The organism is Ottowia pentelensis (assembly GCF_964341695.1).
Window position 1 is genome coordinate 2,967,567 of the sequence record NZ_OZ224513.1, and the last position, 23,524, is coordinate 2,991,090.

22 protein-coding genes and 1 pseudogene are annotated in these 23,524 nt (G+C 65.9%); 12 read left to right on the forward strand and 11 right to left on the reverse strand.

The window, feature by feature from the left end; genetic code table 11:
• Positions 1–211 precede the first annotated feature (211 nt).
• The 8 genes from ribBA to tolA are packed head-to-tail and all read left to right on the forward strand — an operon-like array spanning position 212 to position 6,232.
• The gene (ribBA, locus tag ACWHMB_RS14315; protein WP_377484719.1) at positions 212–1,357 is read left to right on the forward strand and encodes a bifunctional 3,4-dihydroxy-2-butanone-4-phosphate synthase/GTP cyclohydrolase II; all 1,146 of its coding nucleotides are present in this window, start codon (positions 212–214) and stop codon (positions 1,355–1,357) included.
• A 2-nt stretch (positions 1,358–1,359) separates the two neighbouring features.
• Positions 1,360–1,824: a 6,7-dimethyl-8-ribityllumazine synthase gene (ribH, locus tag ACWHMB_RS14320; RefSeq protein ID WP_377484721.1), complete on the forward strand. Its 465-nt coding sequence runs from the start codon at positions 1,360–1,362 to the stop codon at positions 1,822–1,824.
• Complete coding sequence (gene nusB, locus ACWHMB_RS14325; RefSeq protein WP_377484723.1) at positions 1,821–2,363, forward strand: transcription antitermination factor NusB; 543 nt, start codon at positions 1,821–1,823, stop codon at positions 2,361–2,363. Before ribH ends, nusB begins: the two co-directional genes overlap by 4 nt.
• A complete protein-coding gene (locus tag ACWHMB_RS14330) occupies positions 2,360–3,577 on the forward strand; it encodes a pyridoxal phosphate-dependent aminotransferase (protein ID WP_377484725.1) in 1,218 nt (405 codons plus the stop codon). The genes nusB and ACWHMB_RS14330 overlap by 4 nt, the downstream gene beginning before the upstream one ends.
• A gap of 10 nt (positions 3,578–3,587) precedes the next feature.
• Positions 3,588–4,004: a tol-pal system-associated acyl-CoA thioesterase gene (gene ybgC, locus ACWHMB_RS14335; protein WP_377484727.1), complete on the forward strand. Its 417-nt coding sequence runs from the start codon at positions 3,588–3,590 to the stop codon at positions 4,002–4,004.
• Positions 4,001–4,720, forward strand: a complete 720-nt coding sequence (tolQ, locus tag ACWHMB_RS14340) for a protein TolQ (protein ID WP_377484729.1) — start codon at positions 4,001–4,003, stop codon at positions 4,718–4,720. Before ybgC ends, tolQ begins: the two co-directional genes overlap by 4 nt.
• Position 4,721: 1 nt before the next feature.
• Entirely contained in the window at positions 4,722–5,132 is a 411-nt protein-coding gene (locus ACWHMB_RS14345; RefSeq protein ID WP_377484731.1) for an ExbD/TolR family protein, read from the forward strand.
• On the forward strand, positions 5,129–6,232 hold the full coding sequence (tolA, locus tag ACWHMB_RS14350) for a cell envelope integrity protein TolA (protein ID WP_377484733.1): 1,104 nt from the start codon (positions 5,129–5,131) through the stop codon (positions 6,230–6,232). The genes ACWHMB_RS14345 and tolA overlap by 4 nt, the downstream gene beginning before the upstream one ends.
• 197 nt (positions 6,233–6,429) lie before the next feature.
• Here tolA and dnaE read toward each other — a convergent pair.
• From dnaE to ACWHMB_RS14365, 3 genes and pseudogenes are all read right to left on the reverse strand, one after another.
• Positions 6,430–9,959: pseudogene (gene dnaE, locus ACWHMB_RS14355) on the reverse strand (DNA polymerase III subunit alpha).
• Between the two features lie 92 nt (positions 9,960–10,051).
• Positions 10,052–10,474: a DoxX family protein gene (locus ACWHMB_RS14360; protein ID WP_377484737.1), complete on the reverse strand. Its 423-nt coding sequence runs from the start codon at positions 10,472–10,474 to the stop codon at positions 10,052–10,054.
• Positions 10,475–10,573: 99 nt separating this feature from the next.
• Positions 10,574–11,275 carry a pirin family protein gene (locus tag ACWHMB_RS14365; RefSeq protein WP_377484739.1) on the reverse strand — a complete coding sequence of 234 codons (702 nt, stop codon included), beginning with the start codon at positions 11,273–11,275 and terminating at the stop codon, positions 10,574–10,576.
• An 87-nt stretch (positions 11,276–11,362) separates the two neighbouring features.
• Here ACWHMB_RS14365 and ACWHMB_RS14370 point away from each other — a divergent pair, with 87 nt between their 5' ends.
• The 3 genes from ACWHMB_RS14370 to ACWHMB_RS14380 all read left to right on the forward strand — a co-directional run bounded on the left by ACWHMB_RS14370 (position 11,363) and on the right by ACWHMB_RS14380 (position 14,514).
• The gene (locus tag ACWHMB_RS14370; protein ID WP_377484741.1) at positions 11,363–12,313 is read left to right on the forward strand and encodes a LysR family transcriptional regulator; all 951 of its coding nucleotides are present in this window, start codon (positions 11,363–11,365) and stop codon (positions 12,311–12,313) included.
• Between the two features lie 9 nt (positions 12,314–12,322).
• Entirely contained in the window at positions 12,323–13,417 is a 1,095-nt protein-coding gene (locus ACWHMB_RS14375) for an NAD(P)/FAD-dependent oxidoreductase (RefSeq protein WP_377484743.1), read from the forward strand.
• A 287-nt stretch (positions 13,418–13,704) separates the two neighbouring features.
• The gene (locus ACWHMB_RS14380; protein WP_377484745.1) at positions 13,705–14,514 is read left to right on the forward strand and encodes an IclR family transcriptional regulator; all 810 of its coding nucleotides are present in this window, start codon (positions 13,705–13,707) and stop codon (positions 14,512–14,514) included.
• A 68-nt stretch (positions 14,515–14,582) separates the two neighbouring features.
• Here ACWHMB_RS14380 and ACWHMB_RS14385 read toward each other — a convergent pair whose 3' ends face one another.
• The 7 genes from ACWHMB_RS14385 to ACWHMB_RS14415 all read right to left on the reverse strand — a co-directional run bounded on the left by ACWHMB_RS14385 (position 14,583) and on the right by ACWHMB_RS14415 (position 21,714).
• On the reverse strand, positions 14,583–15,371 hold the full coding sequence (locus ACWHMB_RS14385; RefSeq protein WP_377484747.1) for an enoyl-CoA hydratase/isomerase family protein: 789 nt from the start codon (positions 15,369–15,371) through the stop codon (positions 14,583–14,585).
• On the reverse strand, positions 15,368–16,354 hold the full coding sequence (locus ACWHMB_RS14390; protein WP_377542668.1) for an IS481 family transposase: 987 nt from the start codon (positions 16,352–16,354) through the stop codon (positions 15,368–15,370). Before ACWHMB_RS14390 ends, ACWHMB_RS14385 begins: the two co-directional genes overlap by 4 nt.
• Before the next feature lie 199 nt (positions 16,355–16,553).
• Positions 16,554–17,600: a TRAP transporter substrate-binding protein gene (locus tag ACWHMB_RS14395; protein ID WP_377483845.1), complete on the reverse strand. Its 1,047-nt coding sequence runs from the start codon at positions 17,598–17,600 to the stop codon at positions 16,554–16,556.
• Between the two features lie 225 nt (positions 17,601–17,825).
• Positions 17,826–18,599 (reverse strand): enoyl-CoA hydratase/isomerase family protein, encoded by a 774-nt coding sequence (locus ACWHMB_RS14400; RefSeq protein WP_377483847.1) that lies wholly within the window; start codon positions 18,597–18,599, stop codon positions 17,826–17,828.
• Between the two features lie 39 nt (positions 18,600–18,638).
• Positions 18,639–19,862, reverse strand: a complete 1,224-nt coding sequence (locus tag ACWHMB_RS14405; protein ID WP_377483849.1) for a CaiB/BaiF CoA transferase family protein — start codon at positions 19,860–19,862, stop codon at positions 18,639–18,641.
• A 12-nt stretch (positions 19,863–19,874) separates the two neighbouring features.
• Positions 19,875–21,167, reverse strand: a complete 1,293-nt coding sequence (locus ACWHMB_RS14410) for a TRAP transporter large permease (RefSeq protein ID WP_377483851.1) — start codon at positions 21,165–21,167, stop codon at positions 19,875–19,877.
• Positions 21,168–21,210: 43 nt separating this feature from the next.
• Positions 21,211–21,714, reverse strand: a complete 504-nt coding sequence (locus tag ACWHMB_RS14415) for a TRAP transporter small permease (RefSeq protein WP_447648570.1) — start codon at positions 21,712–21,714, stop codon at positions 21,211–21,213.
• Positions 21,715–21,861: 147 nt separating this feature from the next.
• On the opposite strand from ACWHMB_RS14415, the gene gluQRS reads away from it, so the two are divergent.
• Complete coding sequence (gene gluQRS, locus ACWHMB_RS14420) at positions 21,862–22,845, forward strand: tRNA glutamyl-Q(34) synthetase GluQRS (RefSeq protein ID WP_377483857.1); 984 nt, start codon at positions 21,862–21,864, stop codon at positions 22,843–22,845.
• Here the strand turns inward: gluQRS and lolA are convergent.
• A complete protein-coding gene (lolA, locus tag ACWHMB_RS14425) occupies positions 22,835–23,443 on the reverse strand; it encodes an outer membrane lipoprotein chaperone LolA (RefSeq protein WP_377484145.1) in 609 nt (202 codons plus the stop codon). The two genes, gluQRS and lolA, sit on opposite strands and share 11 nt — an antisense overlap.
• Positions 23,444–23,524: the final 81 nt, after the last annotated feature.

Genomic DNA, 23,524 nt, shown 5'->3' on the forward strand with positions numbered 1-23,524 from the left:
GACGGGTTCAAGCCTCAAATCGGCCTGCAGCCCGCCATGATAAAGCGCAAACAGCTACGATATTGATAGTTTTCCAGCCCAATCCCCGGCCGCTACAGGGTGCCCGGCCCGCCAGTGGCCCGCGCCAATGGGCGGATAATGTGCCTATTGTCCATCGGCGCCCTGGCGCGCCCTGCCACACCGCCGGGCGCGCCGGCTGCCTGACCTGAACATGACCGTTTCCACACCTCCTTCCGCCGCCCCAGCGGGCGTCGCCAGCATCTCGCCCGTGCAGGACATCGTGGCCGAGCTGGCCGCCGGCCGCATGGTCATCCTGATCGACGAGGAAGACCGCGAAAACGAGGGCGACCTGATCCTGGCGGCCGACCACGTCACGCCCGAGGCAGTCAACTTCATGGCGCGCTTCGGCCGCGGCCTGATCTGCCTGACGCTCACGCGCGAGCGCTGCGAGCGCCTGCACCTGCCGCCCATGGTGGCGCACAACGGCACGCGCATGGGCACCGCCTTCACGGTGTCGATCGAGGCCGCCGAAGGCGTGACCACCGGCATCTCCGCCGCCGACCGCGCGCGCACCGTGCAGACGGCGGTGGCGGCCAACGCGCAAGCCGCCGACCTGGTGCAGCCCGGCCACGTGTTTCCGCTGCAGGCGGTCGAGGGCGGCGTGCTGATGCGCGCCGGCCACACCGAGGCCGGCTGCGACCTGGCCGCCATGGCCGGCTGCACGCCCGCCGCCGTGATCTGCGAGATCATGAAGGACGACGGCACCATGGCGCGCCTGCCCGACCTGCAGCTGTTCGCCGCGCAGCACGGCCTGAAGATCGGCACCATCGCCGACCTGATCGAATACCGCAGCCGCACCGAGACGCTGGTCGAGCCGGTGGGCACGCGCGAGCTGGCCACGGCCGAGGGCCGCTTCACCGCCCATGCCTTTCGCGACCAGCCCAGCGGCGCGCTGCACCTGGCGCTGGTGCTGGGCCAGTGGGCGCCCGAGGACGCGGTGGCCGTGCGCGTGCACGAGCCGCTGTCGGTGCTGGACGCGCTCGACGTGCAGCCCGGCATGCACAGCTGGGGCCTGCACGAGGCGCTGGCGCGCATCCGCCAGGAAGGCAGCGGCGTGGCCGTGCTGCTGAACTGCGGCGAAAGCGCCGACCAGCTGCTGGCGCAGTTCCAGGGCACGGCGCGCGCCACCCACGCGCCCTCGCGCGGGCGCATGGACCTGCGCAGCTACGGCATCGGCGCGCAAATCCTGCGCGCGCTGGGCGTGCAGCGCATGCGCCTGCTGGGCACGCCGCGGCGCCTGCCCAGCCTGGCGGGCGGCTTCGGCCTCGAAGTGGCCGGCTACATCACCAAGGACTGAACATGCTGGAAGCCGACAAGGGCCCGGGCGCCACGCTGGACGGCAGCGGCCTGCGCGTCGCCATCGTGCAGGCGCGCTTCAACGCGGGCGTCACCAACGGCCTGCGCGACGCCTGCCTGGGCGAGCTGGCCGCGCTGGGCGTGCAGAGCGAGAACATCGCCCACCACACCGTGCCCGGCGCGCTGGAGGTGCCGCTGGCGCTGCGCTGGCTGGCGCACCGCGGCGAGTACGACGCGCTGATCGCGCTGGGCTGCGTCATCCGCGGCGAGACCTATCACTTCGAGCTGGTCGCCAACGAGTCCAGCGCCGGCATCACCCGCGTGGGGCTGGACCTGGACATCCCGATCGCCAACGCCATCCTGACCACCGAGAACCTGCCCCAGGCCACCGTGCGCCAGATCGAGAAGGGGCGCGACGCGGCCCGTGTGGCGGTCGAGATGGCCCTGCTCAAGCACCGCCTGAAATGAGCGCCGAGCCGTCCAAACGCCCGCCCGCGGCCAAGACCGGCACGCGCAAGTCCTCGGCCAAGTCGCCGCGCTCGCGCGCGCGCGAATTCGCGCTGCAGGGGCTGTACCAGTACCTGCTGGGCGGAGGCGACGCCGCCGCCATCGACGTCTTCACGCGCGAGCTGCAGGGCTTTGCCAAGGCCGATGCGGCGCACTTCGACGCCCTCTTGCACGGCTGCATCGAGCTGTCGGCCGACCTGGATGCGCTGATCGTGCCGCTGCTCGACCGCGAGCTGGGGCAGATCTCGCCCGTCGAGCGCGCCTGCATGTGGATCGGCGCCTACGAACTGCTGAAGTGCCCCGACGTACCCTGGCGCGTGGTGCTGAACGAATGCATCGAGCTGGCCAAGGACTTCGGCGGCACCGACGGCCACAAGTACGTCAACGGCGTGCTCAACGGCCTGGCGCCCACGCTGCGCCCGGCCGAGGTGGGCGCCGACCGCGCCCGGCCACGCGCCGCCCGGCCACCCAGCGATCCCATCGACGACAACGCAGCATGAGAGTTTCCGCCCGCGCCCAGCGCATCCAGCCCTTCTACGTGATGGAGATGGCCAAGACGGCCGGCGCCATCGCGCGCGAAGCCGCCGGCAGCGAGCACCCCATGGTCTACATGAACGTGGGCGAGCCCGACTTCACCGCGCCGCCCCTCGTGCAAGAGGCGGCCGAGCGCGCCATCCGCGAAGGCCGCACCCAATACACCCAATCGATGGGCCTGCCCGAGCTGCGCGAGCGCATCAGCGCCTGGTACGCGCAGCGCTTCGGCGTGCAGGTGCCGGCGCGCCGCATCATCGTCACCGCCGGCGCCTCGGCCGCGCTGCACCTGGCCTGCCTGGCGCTGATCGACGCCGGCGACGAAATCCTGATGCCCGACCCCAGCTACCCGTGCAACCGGCAGTTCGTCAGCATGGCCGAAGGCAGGGCGGTGATGATCCCGTCCACCGCCGCCGAGCGCTTTCAGCTGAGTGCAGCCAAGGTGCAGGAGGCCTGGGGCGCGCACACGCGCGGCGTGATGCTGGCCTCGCCCTCCAACCCCACGGGCACCTCGATCCACCCCGACGAGCTGGCGCGCATCCAGGCCGTGGTGACCGAGCGCGGCGGCATCACCCTGATCGACGAAATCTACCTGGGCCTGTCCTTCGACGGCGCCTACAGTCACAGCGCGCTGGCGCTCGATGACGACATCATCAGCATCAACAGCTTCAGCAAGTACTTCAACATGACCGGCTGGCGCCTGGGCTGGCTGGTGGTGCCCGATGCCCTGGTCCCGGTGATCGAGCAGATCGCCCAGCACCTGTTCATCTGCGCCAGCAGCGTGTCGCAGCACGCGGCGCTGGCCTGCTTCGAGCCCGCCAGCCTGGCCGAGTACGAGCGCCGCCGCGCCGAGTTCAAGGCCCGGCGCGACTGGTTCGTGCCGCAGCTGAACGCCCTGGGCCTGACGGTGCCGGTGACGCCCGACGGCGCCTTCTATGCCTGGGCCGACTGCAGCGCCGCCTGTGACAAGCTGTTTGCCGGCCGCTCCGAATACAATAGCGAGATGCAAACACCGGGCAGCTGGGAATTCGCCTTCGAGCTGATGAAGCGCGCGCACCTGGCCGTCACGCCGGGGCGCGACTTCGGCCATGCCGACACGGCGCGCTACATCCGCTTTTCCACCGCCAACTCGATGGCCCAGCTGCACACCGCCATCGAGCGGCTCCGGGCGGTCCTGGCCTGAGGCGGCGCCGATGGCGGAGTTCGAGTTCCCGATCCGCATCTACTGGGAGGACACCGATGCCGGCGGCATCGTGTTCTACGCCAACTACCTCAAGTTCTTCGAGCGCGCCCGCACCGAATGGCTGCGCGCGCGCGGCGTGCAGCAGCAGCAGTTGCGCGAGCAGACCGGCGGCATGTTCGTGGTCAGCGAGTGCGACGTCAAATACCTGCGCGCGGCGCGGCTGGACGATGAACTTGTCATCACCGCCCGGCTCGAAGAAGCGGGCCGCGCCAGCCTGGTGCTGACGCAGCAGGCGTATCTGCAGACCGGACCGGGCCAGCGCGGCGCGCTGCTCAGCCAGGCGCGCATCCGCATCGGCTGGGTCGATGCCACCCGCCTGGCGCCCGCCCGCATTCCTTCATCGCTGATCGAACGATTGACTTCATGAACCAGGATCTTTCCATCGTCCAGCTGGTCATCAACGCCAGCTTCGTCGTGCAGCTGGTGATGCTGCTGCTGCTGGCCGTTTCGGTCACCAGCTGGGCGGCGATCTTTCGCAAGCTGCGCGCGCTCAAGGACATCCGCGTGCTCAACGACGGCTTCGAGCGCAGCTTCTGGTCGGGCACCAGCCTGAACGAGCTGTTTGCCGCCGCCGCGCAAAACGCCAAGAGCGCCGGCCCGATGGAGCGCATCTTCGCCAGCGGCATGCGCGAATATCAAAAGCTGCGCGAGCGCCGCATCCACGACCCCGGCACCCTGCTGGACGGCGCGCGCCGCGCCATGCGCGCCAGCTTTCAGCGCGAGATGGACGCCGCCGAGGTCCACCTGTCCTTCCTCGCCTCGGTCGGCTCGGTCAGCCCCTACGTGGGCCTGTTCGGCACCATCTGGGGCATCATGCACGCCTTCACCGGCCTGGCCGGGCTGCAGCAGGTGACGCTGGCCACCGTGGCGCCCGGCATCGCCGAGGCGCTGGTGGCCACCGCCCTGGGCCTGTTCGCCGCCATCCCGGCCGTCATCGCCTACAACCGCTTCGCGCGCGAGATCGACCGCCTGGCCATCAAGATGGAGACCTTCATCGAGGAGTTCTCCAACATCCTGCAGCGCAACCTGGGCGTGCATCCGGCGCCTGCGGCTGGCTCTGGCGAATCGGCCACCGGTTACTGACATGCCCGCCACCGCCTCCCGCGGCCGCGGCCGCCGCACCATCAACGAGATCAACATGGTGCCCTTCATCGACGTGATGCTGGTGCTGCTGATCATCTTCATGGTCACCGCCACCGTCATCACGCCGGGGGCCATCAACGTGCCCAGCGCCGGCAAGTCGCAAAAGGCGCCCGACAAGCGCATCGACCTGATGATGAACGAAGACGGCCAGCTGTCGCTGGGCGGCGAGGTGAGCGCGCGCGACCTGACCGAGACCGAGGCCATCGTCCGCATCAAGGAAGCCCTGGCCAGCAACCCCGAGCTGCCCGTGATGCTGGCCGCCGACCGCGACCTGCGCTACCAGCAGGTCGTCACCATGATGCGCAAGCTGCGCGAAGCCGGCGTGCAGCGCGTGGGCCTGTCCGTGAAATGACCGAAACCCTGGCCCAGCGCTCCGAGTTCGACCCGCCGCCGCCGCGCGGGCTGGGGCGCGCGCTGGGGCTGGCCATCCTGGCGCACATACTGCTGATCCTGGCGCTGACCTGGGGCCTGCGCTGGAAGACCACCAACGACGAGGCGGTCGACGCCGAGCTGTGGGCCGCCGCCGTGCAGCAGGCCGCGCCCGCGCCGCGCCCGGCCGTCACGCCGCCGCCCCGGCCCGAGCCGGTGCCCACCCCGGTGCCGCCGCCACCGCCTCCCCCGCCGCCCGAGCCCGTGGCCGCGCCCAAGCCGCCCCCGCCGCCGGTCGTCGACCAGGCCGCGCGCGACGCCGAGATCGCGCTGGAGCAAAAGAAGAAAGACGAAGAAGCGCGGCGCGCGCAGGCGCGGGCCGAGCAGCAGCGCCAGGCCGCCGAGAAAGAGCGCCTGGCCAAGCTGGAGCAGGAGCGCAAGGAAGCGGCGCAGAAAAAGGCCGAGCAGGAGAAAAAGGCGGCCGAGGCCCAGAAGCTCGCCGAGCAAAAGCGCCACGAAGCCGAGCAGCAGGCCGCGGCCAAGGCCGCCCAGCAGGCGGCCGAGAAAAAGGCCGCCGAGGACGCGCAGCGCAAACAGGCCGCCGCCCAAGCCGCCGCCGAGAAAAAGGCGCAGGAAAAGGCTCAGGCCGCGCGCGATGCCGCCGAGAAAAAAGCCGAGGCCGCGCGCGACGCCAAGGCCGCCGACGCGCGCCGCAAGGCCGAGCTGGACCGCCTGGCCCGCCTGGCCGGCGCGGGCGACAGCGCCAGCACCGGCGCCGGCCGCACGCCCGGCGGCACCGCGGCGCAGGACGCCGGCCCCTCGGCCGGCTACGCTGCCAAGGTGCGCGCCGCCGTGCGCCCCAACATCGTGTTCTCGGACGACGTGCCCGGCAACCCCGTGGCCATCGTCGAGGTGCAGACCGGCCCCACCGGCCTGATCATCAACCGCCGCATCAAGAAGTCCAGCGGCGTCAAGTCCTGGGACGACGCCGTGCTGCGCGCACTGGACCGCACCGAGAAACTGCCCTCGGACAACGGCCGCTACTGGAACCCGATGGAAATCGTGTTCAAGCTGCACGGCTGATTGCTTCGTTTCTGATAGCTTCCAGCGCTTGCTGCATGCGTGCTGCAGGTCGATTCGATCCTTGAAACAAGGGTGACACCCCCGCCGTCATCGCGAGGAGCGCAGCGACGTGGCGATCCAGCGGCGGCGTGTCGTGGTGGCGTCCAACTGGATTGCTTCGCGTTCGCTCGCAATGACGAGAGGCGCCGAAGCGACCCTCACTCGTACACCACCTGCGCCCGCCCTTCGTCGGCCTGCGCCATCCAGCCGGCCAGGGCGGCGTCGCTGGGGTAGAACCGGGCCTGCTCGCCCAGTTGCAGCTGGGCCATCACGCCCACGCCTTCGCGGCGGCGCTCCAGCAGCAGGCGCACGGGCAGGCCCTGCCACACGTCGCCGGCCTCGGTGCTTTCGCGCCGGGGCGGAAAGTCGGCCAGCAGGCGCGCCACGTCGGGCGGCTGGCCATTGACGGCCACGCGCAGGAACTTGCCGAAGCGGCAGCGCGCGGCGGGCAGGTCCCAGATCTGCGTGATGTTCAGCTGCAGGCCGCCCGAGAAGCGGTCGGGCATGACCTTGGCCTGCACGATGATCAGCTCGTCGTCCTTCAGCAGGTGGCGGTGGGCGTTGATCAGCGCCTCGTCGGCGCGCGCGTCCAGCGCGCCGCTCTTGTCGTCCAGCTTGAACAGGGCCAGGCGCCCGCGCTGGCCGTTGATGATGCGCAAATCGCCGACGATGCCGGCCAGCAGCTGCGGCTCGCGGCTGTCGACCAGCTCGGCCAGCGGCCGACGCGCGAACTGGCGCACCTCGCGCTCGCACTCGTCGAACAAATGGCCCGACAGGTAGAAGCCGATGGCGGTCTTCTCGAACGACAGGCGCTCCTTCACGCCCCAGGGCGTGACGGGGGCAGCTCGGGCTCCTGCGTGCTGGAGCCCTGGCTGTCGTCCAGCATGTCAAAGAGCCCGCCCTGGTTCTGGTTGGCCTCGCAGCTGGCGCCGAACTCGAAGGCCAGGTCGATGGCGGCGGCCAGCTGCGCGCGGTTCAGCTGCAGGCCGTCGAAGGCGCCGGCGCGCACCAGCGCCTCCACCGTGCGCTTGTTGACGCGCGTGCGGTCGACGCGGCGGCAAAAATCGAACAGGCTGGCGAAGGGCCCGCTCTCGCCGCCCGCGCTGCCTTCGCCGCGGCCTTCGCGCGCGGCCACGATGGCCTCGATCGCCTGCTGGCCGGTGCCCTTGATGGCGCCCAGGCCGTAGCGGATCAGCTTGTCGCCCACGGGCTCGAAGCGGTAGCCGCCGCGGTTGACGTCGGGCGGCTCAAACTGCATGCCCTCGCGCAGCGCGTCCTCGTGCAACACCTTCAGCTTGTCGGTGTTGTCCATTTCCACCGTCATGTTGGCGCAGTAGAACTCGGCGGTGTAGTGCACCTTGAGCCAGCCGGTGTGATAGGCCAGCAGCGAATAGGCGGCGGCGTGCGACTTGTTGAAACCGTAGCCGGCGAACTTCTCCATCAAGTCGAAGATCTCGTCGGCCTTGGCCTCGCCGATGCCGTTCTTGGCCGCGCCGGCGCGGAAGATGGCGCGGTGCTTGGCCATCTCCTCGGCCTTTTTCTTGCCCATGGCGCGGCGCAGCAGGTCGGCGCCGCCCAGGCTGTAGCCGCCCAGGATCTGCGCGGTCTGCATCACCTGCTCCTGGTAGACCATGATGCCGTAGGTCTCGGAGAGCATGTCGGCCACCAGCGGGTGCGGATATTCGACCGGCTCGCGCCCGTGCTTGCGCGCGACAAAGCTGGGGATCAGGTCCATCGGGCCGGGGCGGTACAGCGCGTTGAGGGCGATCAGGTCTTCCAGTCGCGTCGGCTTGGCGTCGCGCAGCATGCCCTGCATGCCGCGGCTTTCAAACTGGAACACGGCTTCGGTGCGGCCCTGCTGAAACAGCTCGTAGGTCGCCCGGTCATCCAGCGCGATGGCCTCGTAGGCAAAGTCCTGCTGGCCGGGGTGGCGCTGGGCGATGAAGCTGCGCGCCAGCTCCAGAATGGTGAGCGTGGCCAGGCCCAGAAAGTCGAACTTGACCAGGCCCACGGCCTCGACGTCGTCCTTGTCGTACTGGCTGACGGCCGACTCGCTGCCGGGCTGCTGGTACAGCGGGCCGAAGTCGGTCAGCTTGCCCGGAGCGATCAGCACGCCGCCGGCGTGCATGCCGATGTTGCGCGTCACGCCCTCCAGCTTTTGCGCCAGCTCGACCAGGGTGCGCACCTCTTCCTCGCCCTTGATGCGCGCGGCCAGCATGGGCTCGGCGGCGATGGCGTACTTTTCCTTCTCGTCGCCGGCGATGCCCGGCGGCGGGTACTGCAGCGTGACGGGCTTGCCCGGCTTGTTGGGGATGAGTTTGCTGATGCCGTCGCAAAAGGTGTAGCTCATGTCCAGCACGCGGCCGACGTCGCGGATGGCGGCGCGCGCGGCCATGGTGCCGAAGGTGGCGATCTGGCTCACCGCGTCGCGGCCGTACTTGTCCTTGACGTAGTCGATCACGCGGTCGCGGTTGGCCTGGCAGAAGTCGATGTCGAAGTCGGGCATCGACACGCGCTCGGGGTTCAGGAAGCGCTCGAACAGCAGCTTGTACTGCAGCGGGTCGAGGTCGGTGATCTTCAGCGCATAGGCCACCAGCGAGCCCGCGCCCGAGCCGCGCCCCGGCCCCACCGGGCAGCCGTTTTGCTTGGCCCAGTTGATGAAGTCGCCGACGATCAGGAAGTAGCCCGGAAAACCCATCTTGAGGATGGTTTCCAGCTCGAAGTCCAGCCGCTCCTGGTAGCGCGGGTGCTCGGCCGCGCGCCGGGCGGCGTCGGGGTAGAGCTGGCGCAGGCGCTCTTCCAGCCCCTCCTGCGAGGCGTGGCGAAAGTAGGTTTCGATGGTGTGCCCCGCGGGCACCGGAAAGTTGGGCAGCTGCGGCTTGCCCAGCACCAGCGTCAGGCTGCAGCGCTGCGCGATGGCCAGCGTGTTGGCCAGCGCCGAGGGCACGTCGGCAAACAGCTCGGCCATCTGCGCACTGCTCTTGAAATACTGCTCGGGCGTGAAGCGCCGCACGCGCCGCGGGTTGCCCAAAATTTCACCTTCGGCGATGCACACGCGCGCCTCGTGCGCCTCGTAGTCGTCGGCGGCCGGAAACTGCACCGGGTGCGTGGCCACCACCGGCAGCTTCAGGCGCGCGGCCAGTTGCACGGCCGCTGCCACCTGCGCCTCGTCGTCGGCGCGGCCGGCGCGCTGCAGCTCGATGTAGAAGCGGTGCGGAAAGGCCTCGGCCAACTGCAGCGCGACGGCGCCGGCAGCGGCCGCGTCGCCCTGCGCCAGGCTGGGGCCCAGCGGCCCGGCCTGCGCGCCCGACAGCAGCAGCAGACCCTCGGCGTGCGCGCGCAGCCAGTCCCACTGCACGCTGGCCACGCCCTTGCTGACGCCTTCGGTCCAGGCCTGGGTCAGCAGCTGCGACAGGTTCAGGTAGCCGGCGTGGTTTTGCACCAGCAGCAGCACGCGCGCCGGCGCGTCGGCGGCCAGGCCGTCCAGCAGCACTTCGGCACCCAGGATGGGCTTGACGCCCGCGCCGCGCGCGGCCTTGTAGAACTTGACCGCGCCGAACAGGTTGTTCAGGTCGGTGATGGCCAGCGCCGGCTGGCCGTCGGCCGCGGCGGCCTGGACGATGTCGTCGATGCGGGTGGTGCCGTCGACGACGGAAAACTCGGTGTGCAGGCGAAGGTGAACGAACATCAGCCGATTGTCGGGCAAGTCGCCCCCGGCACCGGCGATCGGCATGCGGGTTGCACGGCGCGGGCGGCGCCGGCAACCCCAGGCGCCGGGCCTTACGCGGCCGTCGCCGCGCGCGCCGGCACCGCGCCGCGCCGCGCGTCCAGGCCGATCGCCCCGGCGCCGAAGGCCGCGAAGGCCAGCAGGCCGCCGACGATGCCCAGGTTCTTGGTGAACATCAGCTGCTGCACCATCTGCTGGGCCTCGGGCAGCGCCCAGTAGTTGTGGAAGATCACGGCGGCGGCGAGCGTGAACAGCGCCAGCGCCAGCGCCGCCCAGCGCGCCTTGAAGCCGATCAGCAGGGCCGCCGCCGCGCCGACCTCGACCCCGATGGCGATCACCGCCGCCACCTCGGGCAGCGGCACGCCCTTGGACGCGATGTAGCCCACGGTGCCGGCAAAGCCGGTGATCTTGCCGATGCCGGCGGGGATGAACAGGACGGCGATCAGCAGGGCGAGGGGGTTTTGCAGAGCGTTCATGGGGTGCTTTCCTTGGGTTGGGGTGAAGGGGAGTCAAGTATCAATTCGATAGCTGCTTGCGCTTGATTGGCGCCGGCTTCAGCCTTGTTTTCTATAAATTCAGGCCGCCAGGTCGAACACCAGCACCTCGGCATCCCGGCCGTGGTCGAGCGCGATGAAGGGCTCGTCGGCCAGCAGCGCCGCGTCACCGGCGGACAGCGGTCGGCCGTTGACGTGCACGGCGCCGCGCACCACGTGCACGTAGGCCTTGCGCGCTGGGTCGATGGCCAGCTGCGCCGATTCAGCGCCGTCGATGAGGCCGGCGTACACGCGGGCGTCGGCGTGGATCGTCACGGCGCCGGCGTCGGGCTGGTCGGCCGCGATCAGACGCAGGCGCCCGCGCTTGTCCGCCGCCGGCACGCTTTTTTGCTCGTAGCTGGGCGCGATGCCGCGCACCTTGGGCTCGATCCAGATCTGCAGGAAGTGCGTGGTCTGGCCCTCCGCATGATTGAACTCGCTGTGCATCACGCCGCGGCCGGCGCTCATGCGCTGCACGTCGCCGGGCGGAATGCCGACCACGTTGCCCATGCTGTCCTGGTGCGCCAGCTCGCCTTCCAGCACGTAGCTGATGATTTCCATGTCGCGGTGGCCGTGCGTGCCAAAGCCGGTGCCGGGCGCGATGCGGTCTTCGTTGATGACGCGCAGATTGCCCCAGCCCATGTGGGCGGGGTCGTGATAGTCGGCAAACGAAAAGCTGTGGCGCGACTTCAGCCAGCCGTGGTCGGCCAGGCCGCGTTCGTTGGAGGTGCGAATGTTGATCATGGTCAACTCCTTTCAATGACTCGAATTTAAGGGCGGACAAGACCCTTTCGAGCGTGGGCGTTTGATGGCATCATTCAAAAATATTGAATGAACGGAGCGCGATTGCCCGACCCCGCCGACCTGCTCACGCCCGAGGCCTTTCGCCTGCTGGACGCCATCGGCCGCGCCGGCAGCTTTGCCGGCGCCGCGCGCGAGCTGGGCCTGGTGCCCAGCGCGCTGACCTACCGCGTGCGCCAGATCGAGGACGCGCTGGACGTGCTGCTGTTCGACCGCAGCAGCCGCCAGGCGCGCGCCACGCCCGCTGGCGTCGAGTTGCTGGCCCAGGGCGCGCGCCTGAAGCAGGACGTGGACGCCGTGGTGCGGCGCGTCCAGCGCGTGGCCACCGGCTGGGAGCCTTCGCTCACCATCGCCGTCGACGGCGTGATCGCGCCCGCCGCGCTGATGGAGTTGTGCCAGGACTTCTTCGCGCTCGACCCGCCCACCCGCCTGCGCCTGCGCGACGAGGTCCTGAGCGGCACGCTGGCGGCGCTGACATCCGGCCAGGCCGACCTGGCGCTGGGCGTGATGCTGGAGCCCGCCAACGCCGCCAACCTGCGCGCCCGGCCGCTGGGCCACGTGCGCTTCGTCTACGCCATCGCGCCCACGCATCCGCTGGCAAGCGTGCCCGAGCCGCTGTCGGACAGCGTGCTGCTGCAGCACCGGGCCGTGGTGGTGGCCGACTCGGCGCCGGGCAGCGCCACGCTGTCCTTCGGCCTGCTGGCGGGGCAGGCGACGCTCACCGTCGCCAGCCTGCAGGCCAAGCTGGCGGCGCACCTGCGCGGGCTGGGCGTGGGCTTTTTGCCCGAGCCGCTGGCGCGCCCCTGGCTGGCCGGCGGCCAGCTGGTCGAGCGGCGGCTGGAGCGCAGCACGCGCACGGCCACGCTGCACTACGCCTGGCCGGCGCGCACGCAGCCGGGCCAGGCGCTGTCGTGGTGGCTGGAGCGGCTGGAGCGCCCCATCACCCGACGCGCGCTGCTGCAGGCGCCGGCGAACGTGTAGAGTGAGCGCATGAGCCGCCACCGCCCCCCGCCCGCCCACCCCCAACGCATCGCCGTCATCGGCGCCGGCATCGCCGGCCTGGCCTGCGCCCGCACGCTGGCGCAGGCGGGGCACGACGTGACGCTGCTGGAAGGATCGGGCACGCCGGGCGGGCGCATGGCCACCTGCGATTCGCCCTTTGGCGGCTTCGACTGCGGCGCGCAGTACTTCACCGTGCGCGACGCGCGGCTGGCGCAGGCGCTGGAGACCACCGCCCCGCAACTGGCGCGCCGCTGGAGCGCCAGCGCCGTGCGCGTGCTGGACGAGCACGGCCGCCAGATCGAGGCCGCGCCGGCGCCCACCGAGGCGCACTGGGTGGCCGCCCCCGCCATGGCTGCCCTGCCCCGGCACTGGGCCGAGCCGCTGGCGCAGGCCGGCCGCCTGCGCCTGAACACCCGCGTGCAGCGCCTGCAGCGCGCGGGCGCGGGCTGGCACCTGCACGTCGACGAGGGCGCGGCGCCGCTGCCGGCCGACGTGGTGATCAGCGCCCTGCCCGCGCCGCGGGCGCGCAACCTGCTCTTTCAATCGGAGCAGGCGGGCGCGCTGGCGACCCTGCTGGCGCGCGTCGAGATGGCGCCGTGCTGGACGCTGATGCTGGCCTTTCCGCAAGCGGCGCAGCCCGGCCTGTACACCCTGGGCCCGCAGTGGAACGCCGCACGCAGCACGCACCATCGCATCGCCTGGCTGGCGCGCGAAAGCTCCAAGCCGCAGCGCGGCGGCATCGAGCGCTGGACGGTGCAGGCCAGCAGCGACTGGTCGCGCGAGCACGTGCAGGACGACGCCGAGCGCGCCGGCGCCAAGCTGCTCAAGGCCTTTGCCGAAATCACCGGCATTCGCGCCACCCCCGGCCACGCCCAGGCGCGCCTGTGGCCGCACGCGCGCACGCTGGCGCCGCTGGGCCAGCCCTTCGTGTGGGACGCGGCGCTGGGCCTGGGCCTGTGCGGCGACTGGTGCCTGGGCCAGCGCGTCGAAGACGCCTTTGTCTCGGGGCTGGAGTTGGCGCTGGCCGTGATCACCGGTGGTCCATACGCCGGATCCGTCAAGAGACGTCCGTTGAACTCTTGACACTTCGGCACCAGCTCCCCGCCCCCGCGTAGCTGCTGCAGGAGCGGATATAACTTCACCCGGCTCGCACGCTTGGGGGGCAAAATACGTGAGGCACGCGTGCCCGCCTTTAATTCCTACGCCATGTCTCCATCACCACCCACTGCTACGGCACCGGCTGCTCCATCATGCATACTCTGCACCGACAATTCAGACACGCTCGCCGAGGAATGCGGGCCTCCAGCCTCACCTAGCCGTCATGCGGAGCCCACGGGACGGAAAAACACCTGATCAGGCCGCATCGTCAGATGGCTACATTCTCGAGAAAAACTCCCGGCAGTCGAACTCTCAACCGTGGACTCTCCATCCTGCGGGCCTTTCGGCAAGGCGGCTCGACACTGAGCAACACCGATCTTGCTGAACGCTCCGGGCTCCCCAAACCAACGATCAGCCGCCTGACCCACTCTCTCGTCGAGGCCGGATTTCTCCTGTTCGACTTTAAGCGCAAGGCCTATCGCCTCTCGCCCATATATCTTAACCTCGCACTGATCTACAACGAAAGTTCTGAGATTGTCAAGATCGCGACTCCTATCATGGAGTCTTTGGCGGAAACTGCCAATGTGAACGTCGGGTTGGCGTCGGCAGATCTGAGCGACATCGTCTATCTTGCCTCCATCCGGGGAGAAAAAGGAGGGTTTTTCCGACAAGTCACGCCGGGCTCGCGCCGACCCGTCGAGACACTCTCCCTGGGGCTCAGCTACCTTAACGCCGTCGACGAAGCCACGAGGACCGATCTCATTAAAACGATCGCAGCACGACAGGCTGGCCATGTCGAATTCATATTGGACCGAATTGCCAAATCCAGGGCGCAACTTCGTACCCATGGCTATTGTGTGGCGAACTGGCACTCTGGCCTCATCGCCATTTCAAGGGCAGTTTCGGGCTTGGATGATTCTATCTACAGCATCAACATCAGCTTCAGTCCCCAGGCGGAACGCGACGCAGACCACCAGACGCGCGAGTACGGCCAGCTACTGACCCGGCTGGCAGACGACATCGCCCGCTCTTGGCAGGAAACTCTGTTGGACCATGAGTCCGGACTCAACGATCCGACGTAAAGGACCGGAAGCCCCGCCGCACGCAGCAACACTTGGGCGTCAATTGGCCATCAAGACTGCGCCGCAGGTCACCTGCCGACGAACTGCGGCAGCCTGCGCTCTGCCATTGCCTTGACGCCTTCCTTGAAGTCTTCGGTATTGAAATGCCGATTCTGTTCCAGGCTCTCTCGGGCCACGGCAAGACGCACCTGGTCCACCAATCCCATCCGCAGCGTTGTGCGGGTAGATTGAACCGCGAGCGGCGAGGAAATAGCAATCCCTCGCGCCAGCGCAACAGCTTCGGCACGCACATCGGCTTGCGGCACGAGCATGTCTGCCAATCCGATCCTGACGGCCTCCTGACCATCAATGCGACGCCCTGTATAGAACATCATGGCGGCCTGCTGAGTACCAATCAAGTTGGGCAATGTGGCGGACAGGCCAAAACCGGGATGAAATCCAAGCCGGTTGAAATTGGCTGAAAAGCGCGCCTCGGTGCACGTGACACGAAAATCCGTTGCCAGTGCAAGCCCCAACCCCCCCCCGATCGCCGGGCCATGAATGGCACCGATGCTTGGTTTGGTACAGGAAAACAACCGGAGCGCTTCGTCGTAGATTGGATTCACTGCACGCGGCCCACTCTGGCCGGTGCGACGGTCGCGATTGGACAGATCAGCACCAGCGCAAAAAGCTTTGCCCCGCGCGCACAGCACAATCGCACGACAATCGGGATCAGCCTCCAAAGTCTCGAACGCATCGGCAATCCCAGCGACCATCGGCACGCTGAAGAAATTGTAAGGTGGACGCTGAATCTCAACGATCGCGACGTGTTCGTCCCTGCTCACGTTGACATAAGGTTCCTCAGATAAATCAGTCACACCGACCTCCGGTACATGTCGCATCCCGGACGATCATAAGGTCGCTTGTGAAACAGATGCGGGCTCTCCTGATACCACTGCTTCATGGTCTGCATAGGCGTCTTGCTGCCCAGCGCTGACTGCGGCAGTTGGTGGTTGTACAGGGCCACATAACGCAGCAAGGTCTGCTCCATGTCCTCGCGGCTGTTGAACCTGTGCGTCTTGAGCACGTCGGCAATGCGACCGTTGAACCTCTCCACCATGCCATTGGTCCTGGGCGTTCTGGGCTTGGTCAGGCGGTGTTCGATCCCCAACTCGTCGCACAACTGATCGAACTCGTGGTTGCCGCTGGGCTGGCGCTCGCGGCTGGCAAACAGGCGATCGGTGAACTCCTTGCCGTTGTCGGTCAGCAGCTTGTGGATCTTGATCGGGCAGGCCTTGTGCAGTGCCTTCAGGAAGGACTGTGCACTGGCGGCGGTCTTGTTGGCCTTGAGGGCCACGTACACCCAGCGCGTGGCCCGGTCGATGGCCACGAACAGGTAGCGCCGACTGCTCTCATCCTGCATCTGGGGCAGGTACTTCACATCCATGTGCACATAGCCCGGCTCGTAGCTCTTGAAGGCCTTGTGGGCCACGGTAGGCTCCTGGGGCTTGAGGGCATTGAGGTTGCCCGCGCCATGGCGGCGCAGGCACCGATCCAGGCCTGAGCGCGAGACATGGGGGCAAATGAACTCCCGCGTGACAGCCAGCAGGTCATCCAGGGGCAGCAGCAAGGTGCGCCGCAGGTGCACCACCACGCTCTCTTGCGCCGGCGTGAGCACCGTCTGCAGGCGATGGGCCGTGTGCGAGCGATCCCCAAAGACCTGGCGCTTCTTCCACTTGTAGACCGTTTGCTCGGTGATGCCAAAGCGCTGGGCCAGGACAGCGGCGGTCTCGTGGCTGGCCGCGATCTCGGCGCGCACGGCCGGTGTCGTGCGGGCGTTCTTGTGCAGGGCTATCAGCATGGCGTGGCACTCCCGGTGGCTTGCAAGGACTCTATCAACTCCCGCAATACGGCTCGGGCCATGAACAGCGGGTAGCGGTTTTCATCTATGCAATCGTCCGGGATGCAACAGGTACAGACGCAATCGGCGGATATCCAAAGCCACATCGAATCCGGCAATCGCGTCATCGGTCAGAGGCTTGAGCATCGCCGAAGGGGAATTATTGACCAGTCACCTCGGCTGCCTTCTTCTTGTAGGCATCGACGACACCCCGGATTTTTCCAAAGCCCCGAGACTCGATCTCCTTGATGTACTGCTCAGGCAAGCCGCTCAGCTCTTTCACCCAAGTGACTTTCTGCTCGGGCGTCAGTTCATAGATCTCGATCCCTTGCTTTCGAAACTCTTCGCGCACCACATCCTGCTGGCTGTCCCAGCTCTGGCCAACCACTGCCGACATCTTCCTCGCTGCCTCGGCGATCACCTGCTGCGATTCCTTCGGTAATTTCTGCCATGCCCTCTTGTTCATAATGACGGCTCCTGGATAGCCGCCAGCACGCATGCCATCAGTTATGTATTTGACGATGTCATTGAGGCGATATGACCGGATGCTCGGGTAATTGAATATGACACCCGACACCAGACCGCGCTGCAGTGCTTCATAAGTTTCCGCAGCCGGAATTGACACTGGCGTGATGCCATAATGCTTGGCGATGGTGTCATACAGTCCACCGGCGGTCTTCAATTTCAGACCCTTGAGATCCTCAAGACTACGCACCGGCTTTTCTACGGTAGCGACGTTGTAGCTCGGCGTCGTACTGCCGTAAAGCGGAATGACGTTGAACTTGTCGAATTCCCCACGAACATCGGGAACGGACTCCAGCATCCACTGATAGATTGCCGAACCCTCCACTGCAGTGGTCCACAACGGGAGAACGATGGTATTGTTGTAAGGCAATTGGCCGGCAAAATATGTGACATGAATGTCACAAATATCGGCGATTCCCTTGCCACACACAGAAAGCATATCCTTTGCCTTTCCGAGTTGCTCCGCTGGAAAATAGGAAATCTCGATCTTGTGGCCCGATAATTTCTCCACTTCCGCGATGAACTCCTTGGCTCTCAGATCTGAGGGGTGGCCGGTGGGGTAGGAGTTTGCGTACTTCAGCTTGATTGTATCCGCCGCTTGCACGCTCACACCGGTCATTAACGCTGATGTCACAATCACTGTGGAAGCAAGCATCCTAGTTGTTGTCAATGATCTGCTCATGATGTCTCCTGTCAGAAATCGGATGAAAATAAAATATACCGGGTTCTCTTTCGATTCATCGACCCAGCCCAGACGAAAATTGGCAATAATCTCTTCTTCTCGACTGCAGTGATCGATTGATTATTGATCAGCGTCAGCACCATCACCAGCATCAAATTTCGATTATTGAAACTCGAATCAAGACCTGTCAGTCATTGATGCGCGGGCCGACTCGTCTCCCGCGCATCAGCGACCCACGAACTCCGCATCGCGCTTCTCCACGAAAGCACAGACCGCTTCTTTGTGATCCTCGGTCCCACGGCAGACATGTTGCGCGTACGTCTCCAGCAGCAGACTTTCACGAAAATCCCGCCGCAGCCGCTCCAGCATGATGCGCTTCACCAAGGCGACCGCAATCGGTGGCTGCGTCGCGATCTCGCGGCACAAATCCATCGCCGCCGGAACCAGTTCTTCCGGTTCGACCACGCGCGACACCAAACCATACTCTTTCGCGTCTGCTGCCGAGATCATCTTGCCCGTGAGTGTCAGTTCCAACGCGCGCTCCATTCCGATCACCGTCGGCAGCAGCAGACTGGCCCCGCCGTCGGCGACCAGTCCGCGACGCACCCAGATCGCACTGTATTTTGATGCTGTGGAGGCTACTCGGATGTCACACGCTAGGGCGATCGACAGACCGACGCCGGCAGCCGCACCGTTTACCGCCGCCACCATCGGCTTGTCGATCGCACTGAAAACTTCAATGAACCCGCCCACGAGCTGCAGCGCGTCTCCCGCGGACGCATTCTCCGGAGGCTTTCCACCCAGATCGGCCCCCGCGCAGAAACCCTTACCCGCCCCGGTGATCATGATCGCGCGAACTTCGGCAGCCTCGTTGGCCTGTCGAAGTGCGTCCGGCAGTTCGCGGCGCATGTCCGGGTCAATCGCATTGAGCCGGTGTGGGCGGTTCAACTCGACGACAGCGATCGAATCCTCGATCGTGTAGTTCAGGGTCACATACATGGCTTCATCCTCGACATCAATCCTTCACGGTCGTTGCACTCACGACTGAGCGACGACCTGGGTCGCCAGCAACCGGTCGATCTGGGAAGCCGAGTACCCCAACTCCCGCAGGACCTCAACCGAATGTTCCCCCAGTGCGGGCGCCGGCCGGCGCAGCGGTGACGACATCCCCGACAGTCGGATTGGAGTCTTCATGGACTGCACGTCCTCGCCAATCCAGCCGCGTGTCGGCTCCAGCATCCCCCGCGATACGACGTAAGGATCGTCAAATACCTCCGCCACGGTCCGCACTTTGCCGCACGGAATCCCGACCGCCAGCAATTGGGCCTCGAGCTCCGATCCATCGCGCTTTTCTATGACCGGACTCACGGCATCAATGAGAGTACGGGCGTTCTTCATCCGGCCACTGCGCGTGGCAAACCGCGGATCCTGTGCAAGCTCCGGAACCCCCAGAACCTTGCACAGATCACGCCACATGCGGTCACTCGTGGCAGCGATGTAGAGATAGCCATCTCGCACCCGAAACCCCTGGTTCGGAGCCGTTGCCGGGTGCGCTGAACCCGTGCGGGGCAAAGTCACGCCCCTCAGCTTGTAGAACGTCATGTAGGGACTCATGGCATACATGCCGACGTCCATCAATGCCACGTCGAGGTAGTCTCCGACGCCAGTGCGCGCGCGCCGGAACAGTGCAGCAACAATGGCAAATGCCATGGTGGTACCGGCGCAGTAGTCAATCATTGCCGCGCGCGTGCGCACCGGCGGTCGCCCAGGTTCGCCCGTGGCATCCATGAGGCCGGACAGAGCCTGAATGGCCGGATCAAACGCAGCTCGGTTGACCCATGGCCCGTCCTGGCCGAAACCCGAAATCGACCCATAAACGAGTGCAGGATTGAGCGCACGGAGGACTTCGTAGCCCAGGCCAAGACGCTCAACCGCGCCGGGAATGAAGTTCTCTATGAATACGTCGGCACCCTTGACCAAGCCCAGAGCGACGTCCTTTCCTTCTTCCGTCTTCAGGTCCAGCACGATCGACCTCTTGTTCCGATTGAAGTTCTGGTAGAACGAGCCCGCGATCGGTTCACGATACATATCCCCTTCCAAGGATTCGATCTTGACGACCTCGGCGCCCATATCGGCCAACATCATGGCGCAGATCGGGCCCGCCTGTACATGGCTGAGATCGACCACCCTCAGTCCTTGCAGTGGTGCGTTGAACGTCGCGCTTTCATCGGGAGCTGACTGCGGACTCTTAGAATTTGACATGGAACGCGTCCTTCATGCGATCATGGTGGATGGAAGCCAAGTGGACAGGGCGGGAAAGGCCAGCAGGATCGCCAGGGATATCAGATCTACGACGATGAGCGGCCCAGCCCCGCGGAACACCTGATCGAGCGGAACCTTTGATGTCGCGCTCACGACATAGGCATTGATCCCCACCGGCGGTGTGGCCATGCCGATTTCTGCGGTCTTGGTGCAGATCACACCAAACCAGATCGGATCAAAACCAAGACTCGTCACCAGTGGAAAGGTCAAGGGCAGGGTCACCAGAATGATGGCCACCTGATCCATAATGCACCCCAGCACCAAATAAAGCAGAATGATGAGCATCATGATGACCCATCGGTTGTATGAAAGATCCCCGATATACTGGATTAGACTCTGCGTGGATTGAGTCACTGTCAGGAAATAGCCAAAAATCATTGCACCGATGATGATTGCGAAGATCATCGCGGTTGACTCGATCGTCTTGAGAGCGGCACTCTTGAATGTTCGGAGTGTCAGTCGCCGCATGACGAGTGGAATGACGAACGCACCAAACGCGCCGACCGCCGCTGCCTCCGTTGGGGTCGCGAATCCCGCATACATTGAACCCACGACCAGCGTCGCCAAGATCATGAACGGCCAAAGTCGATTTAGGGAGCTGAATCGTTCCTTCCAACTGTAAACGCTGCTTGAGCGGGGCATACTGTGCGGTCGCACCTTGCTCCAGACGATCACGGCAGCGGTATACATTGTCGCCGTCAATATTCCCGGGATGATGCCAGCAATCAGCAGCTTGCCGATTGAAGTCTCCGTGATGATCCCATACAATACGAATGCGATACTCGGAGGAATCATGATGGCAAGCGTACCGGCAACAGTCACGACACCGGTCGCTAAGCTTTCCGAATATCCTCGCTTGACCATCTGAGGAACTGCCATCGTCGATAGAGTCGCAGCGGAAGCCGTGCTCGAGCCCGACATAGCGGCCATCCCGGCCGATGCAAAAATCGTCGTCACCGCAAGCCCGCCTGGCAATCGCTCCAGCCACCGTTGCGCTGCAGTGAAGACATCATCAACAGTGCCTGATACCGATATGAATTGCGCCATCAATATGAACATCGGCACCGTGGACAGCGTATAGCTGGCGGCCGAGCGAAATGGTACCGTGCCGAGGACACCGAGAACGGCATCCATCCCATCATAGACATAAATTCCGATCGCGCCGGCGACCCCCAATGCAAAAGCGACAGGCATTCCCGAAAACAGGAACACAATCATGAGTACCAGCACCAATACACCAATCATGGTTATTTGTCTCCTGCCAATTTCATATGGTCATTACTAACGATCATTCGAAGAATAGATCGGCAGCATCCGGCTGCTCCGGTTGGGCGACAAACAGAGACAAGGCAATGCGCAATGCAAGCATGCCACTCCCAATCGGAACCATCATCAGCGCGGGGGCCATCGGATAGGCCAGCAAGCTGCTGGACAATGTATTGAATTCATGTGCCTCGACAGCGGCATCCCAGCCCTCGACCGCAATCAACAAGAACAACACGATCGCCATGATCTTATGAATGATCGTCCACACCCTGAGTCCAAGCTCCGGGATATATTTTTCAAGCAAATCGATTCTGATATGTCCGCCGATCTTGTATACATAACTCAACGACAGGAAGACCAGTCCGACCATCAGATAATCTTCGGTGAATTCGAACAGGCTGGGAATCGATACGTGAAAAAATTTCCTGGACAGCATGTCAAAGGTGGTCAGAACCATCATCACAAACATGCAGGCAGCGGCAAGGAACATCAATACCTGCTCAACCCTTCCGATCCATCTGTCCAAGCGATTCAACATGACGTGTCTCACAAGCAGCTGCCTCATTCCAGTTGGCAATAGTTTCACGATCCGCGACCGATGGGCGGCTCGCGATTCATTATTTGACCAAAGGCTCGCACGAGCCACCGGTCTGTTTCATTAATTGAAATTTCCTTGTCCTGTCCGTCGACGCCACCAATCGGGCGGGGCCACTACATCGGCCGCTTCGCCCCCTCGCCCACCGGCCCGCTGCACGCCGGTTCGCTGGTGGCCGCGTTGGCCAGCTGGCTAGATGCGCGCGCCCACGGCGGGCGCTGGCTGCTGCGCATCGAGGACGTGGACACACCGCGTTGCGTGCCCGGCGCCGACCGCCTGATCGTGCAGCAACTGGCGCGCTGCGGCCTCATGCCCGACGCGCCGCCGCTGTGGCAGTCCAGCCGCGCGGCGGCGTACCAAACGGCGCTGGAGCAACTGATCGACAGCGGCCTGGCCTACCCCTGCGCCTGCTCGCGCCAGGACATCGCGCAAGCGCAGGCCGCCGCCGGCATCACGCGCCAGCGCGGGCGCGAGCTGCCCTACCCCGGCACCTGCCGCCCCGAGCGCGGCGGCCTGCACGGGCGCGCCGCGCGCGCGTGGCGACTGCACACCGAGCGTTTTGAAAAAAAATGGCTTGTAGCGCCCGCCCATCAAGCGCGAGCAGCTATCAATGATGAAGCAAGCGGCGCCATCCACTGGCACGACCGCCGCCTGGGCGCGCAGCGGCAACAGTTGTCGCGCGAGGTGGGCGACTTCGTCCTGAAGCGCGCCGACGGCCTGTGGGCCTACCAACTGGCGGTGGTGGTGGACGACGCCGCGCAAGGCATCACCGACGTGGTGCGAGGCGAAGACCTGGCAGACAACACGCCGCGCCAGATCGCCCTGCAAGCCGCGCTGGGCCTGCCCACGCCGCGCTATCTGCACACGCCGCTGGTGCTGGGGGCCGACGGCGAAAAGCTCAGCAAGCAAAACGGCGCGCGGGCGCTGGACTTGAGCGAGCCGGCACGCGCCCTGCGCGCGGCGGCGCGGCATCTGGAGCTGGATTCAAACCCCGACGAAAGCAGCGTGGAGGCCCTGCTGGCGCACTGGGTCGTGGCCTGGCAGGCGCGCCTTACTGCCTGAGCACGTCGGCGCCGGCCGGCGGCTTGAACTGGAAGGTGCTGGCCGGCAGCGGCGGGTTGAGCTGCATGGGGCCGAACTTGAGCACCGAGCGCTGGCCGAAGCTGTCCAGGATTTCCAGCGCCGCCAGTTGCGCGCCGTCGAAGCCGACCTGCACCTGCTGCAGTTGCCCGTCCCTGGCCTTGGGCACGGCCTTGACCCACTGCAGGCCATCGCGCGCGGGCTCGGCACTGAGCGTGAAGTCGGCCTGCAGCGCATTCAGGTCGGTCGCCTCGGCGATCAGCGCGGCCGGCGTCTGGCCCAGCACCTGGGCCTGCGCGCGCTCGGTCACCTGGTTCAGGTCGGCGTCGTACAGCCACAGCGTCTGGCCGTCGGCGACGATGGTCTGCACGAAGGGCTTTTGATAATCGAAGCGGAATTTGCCCGGGCGCTGAAACTCGAACGTGCCGCTGGACGTCTTGACGCGCCCCGGCTTGCCGCCCTGCGTGGGCGCGGTCACCGTCTGCGTGAAGTCGGCGCGGCCGCTGCGCGTGTGCTGAATGAAGTTTTGCAGGCTGTCCAGGCCATCGGCCCAGGCGACGGATGCCGTCAGCGCCAGCATGGCCAGCACGGCGGCGGGGCGCCGCACCCGTTGGGGAATGTTCATTGGCATGGCCGCTGGGATCGTTCAAACCGCAGGAAG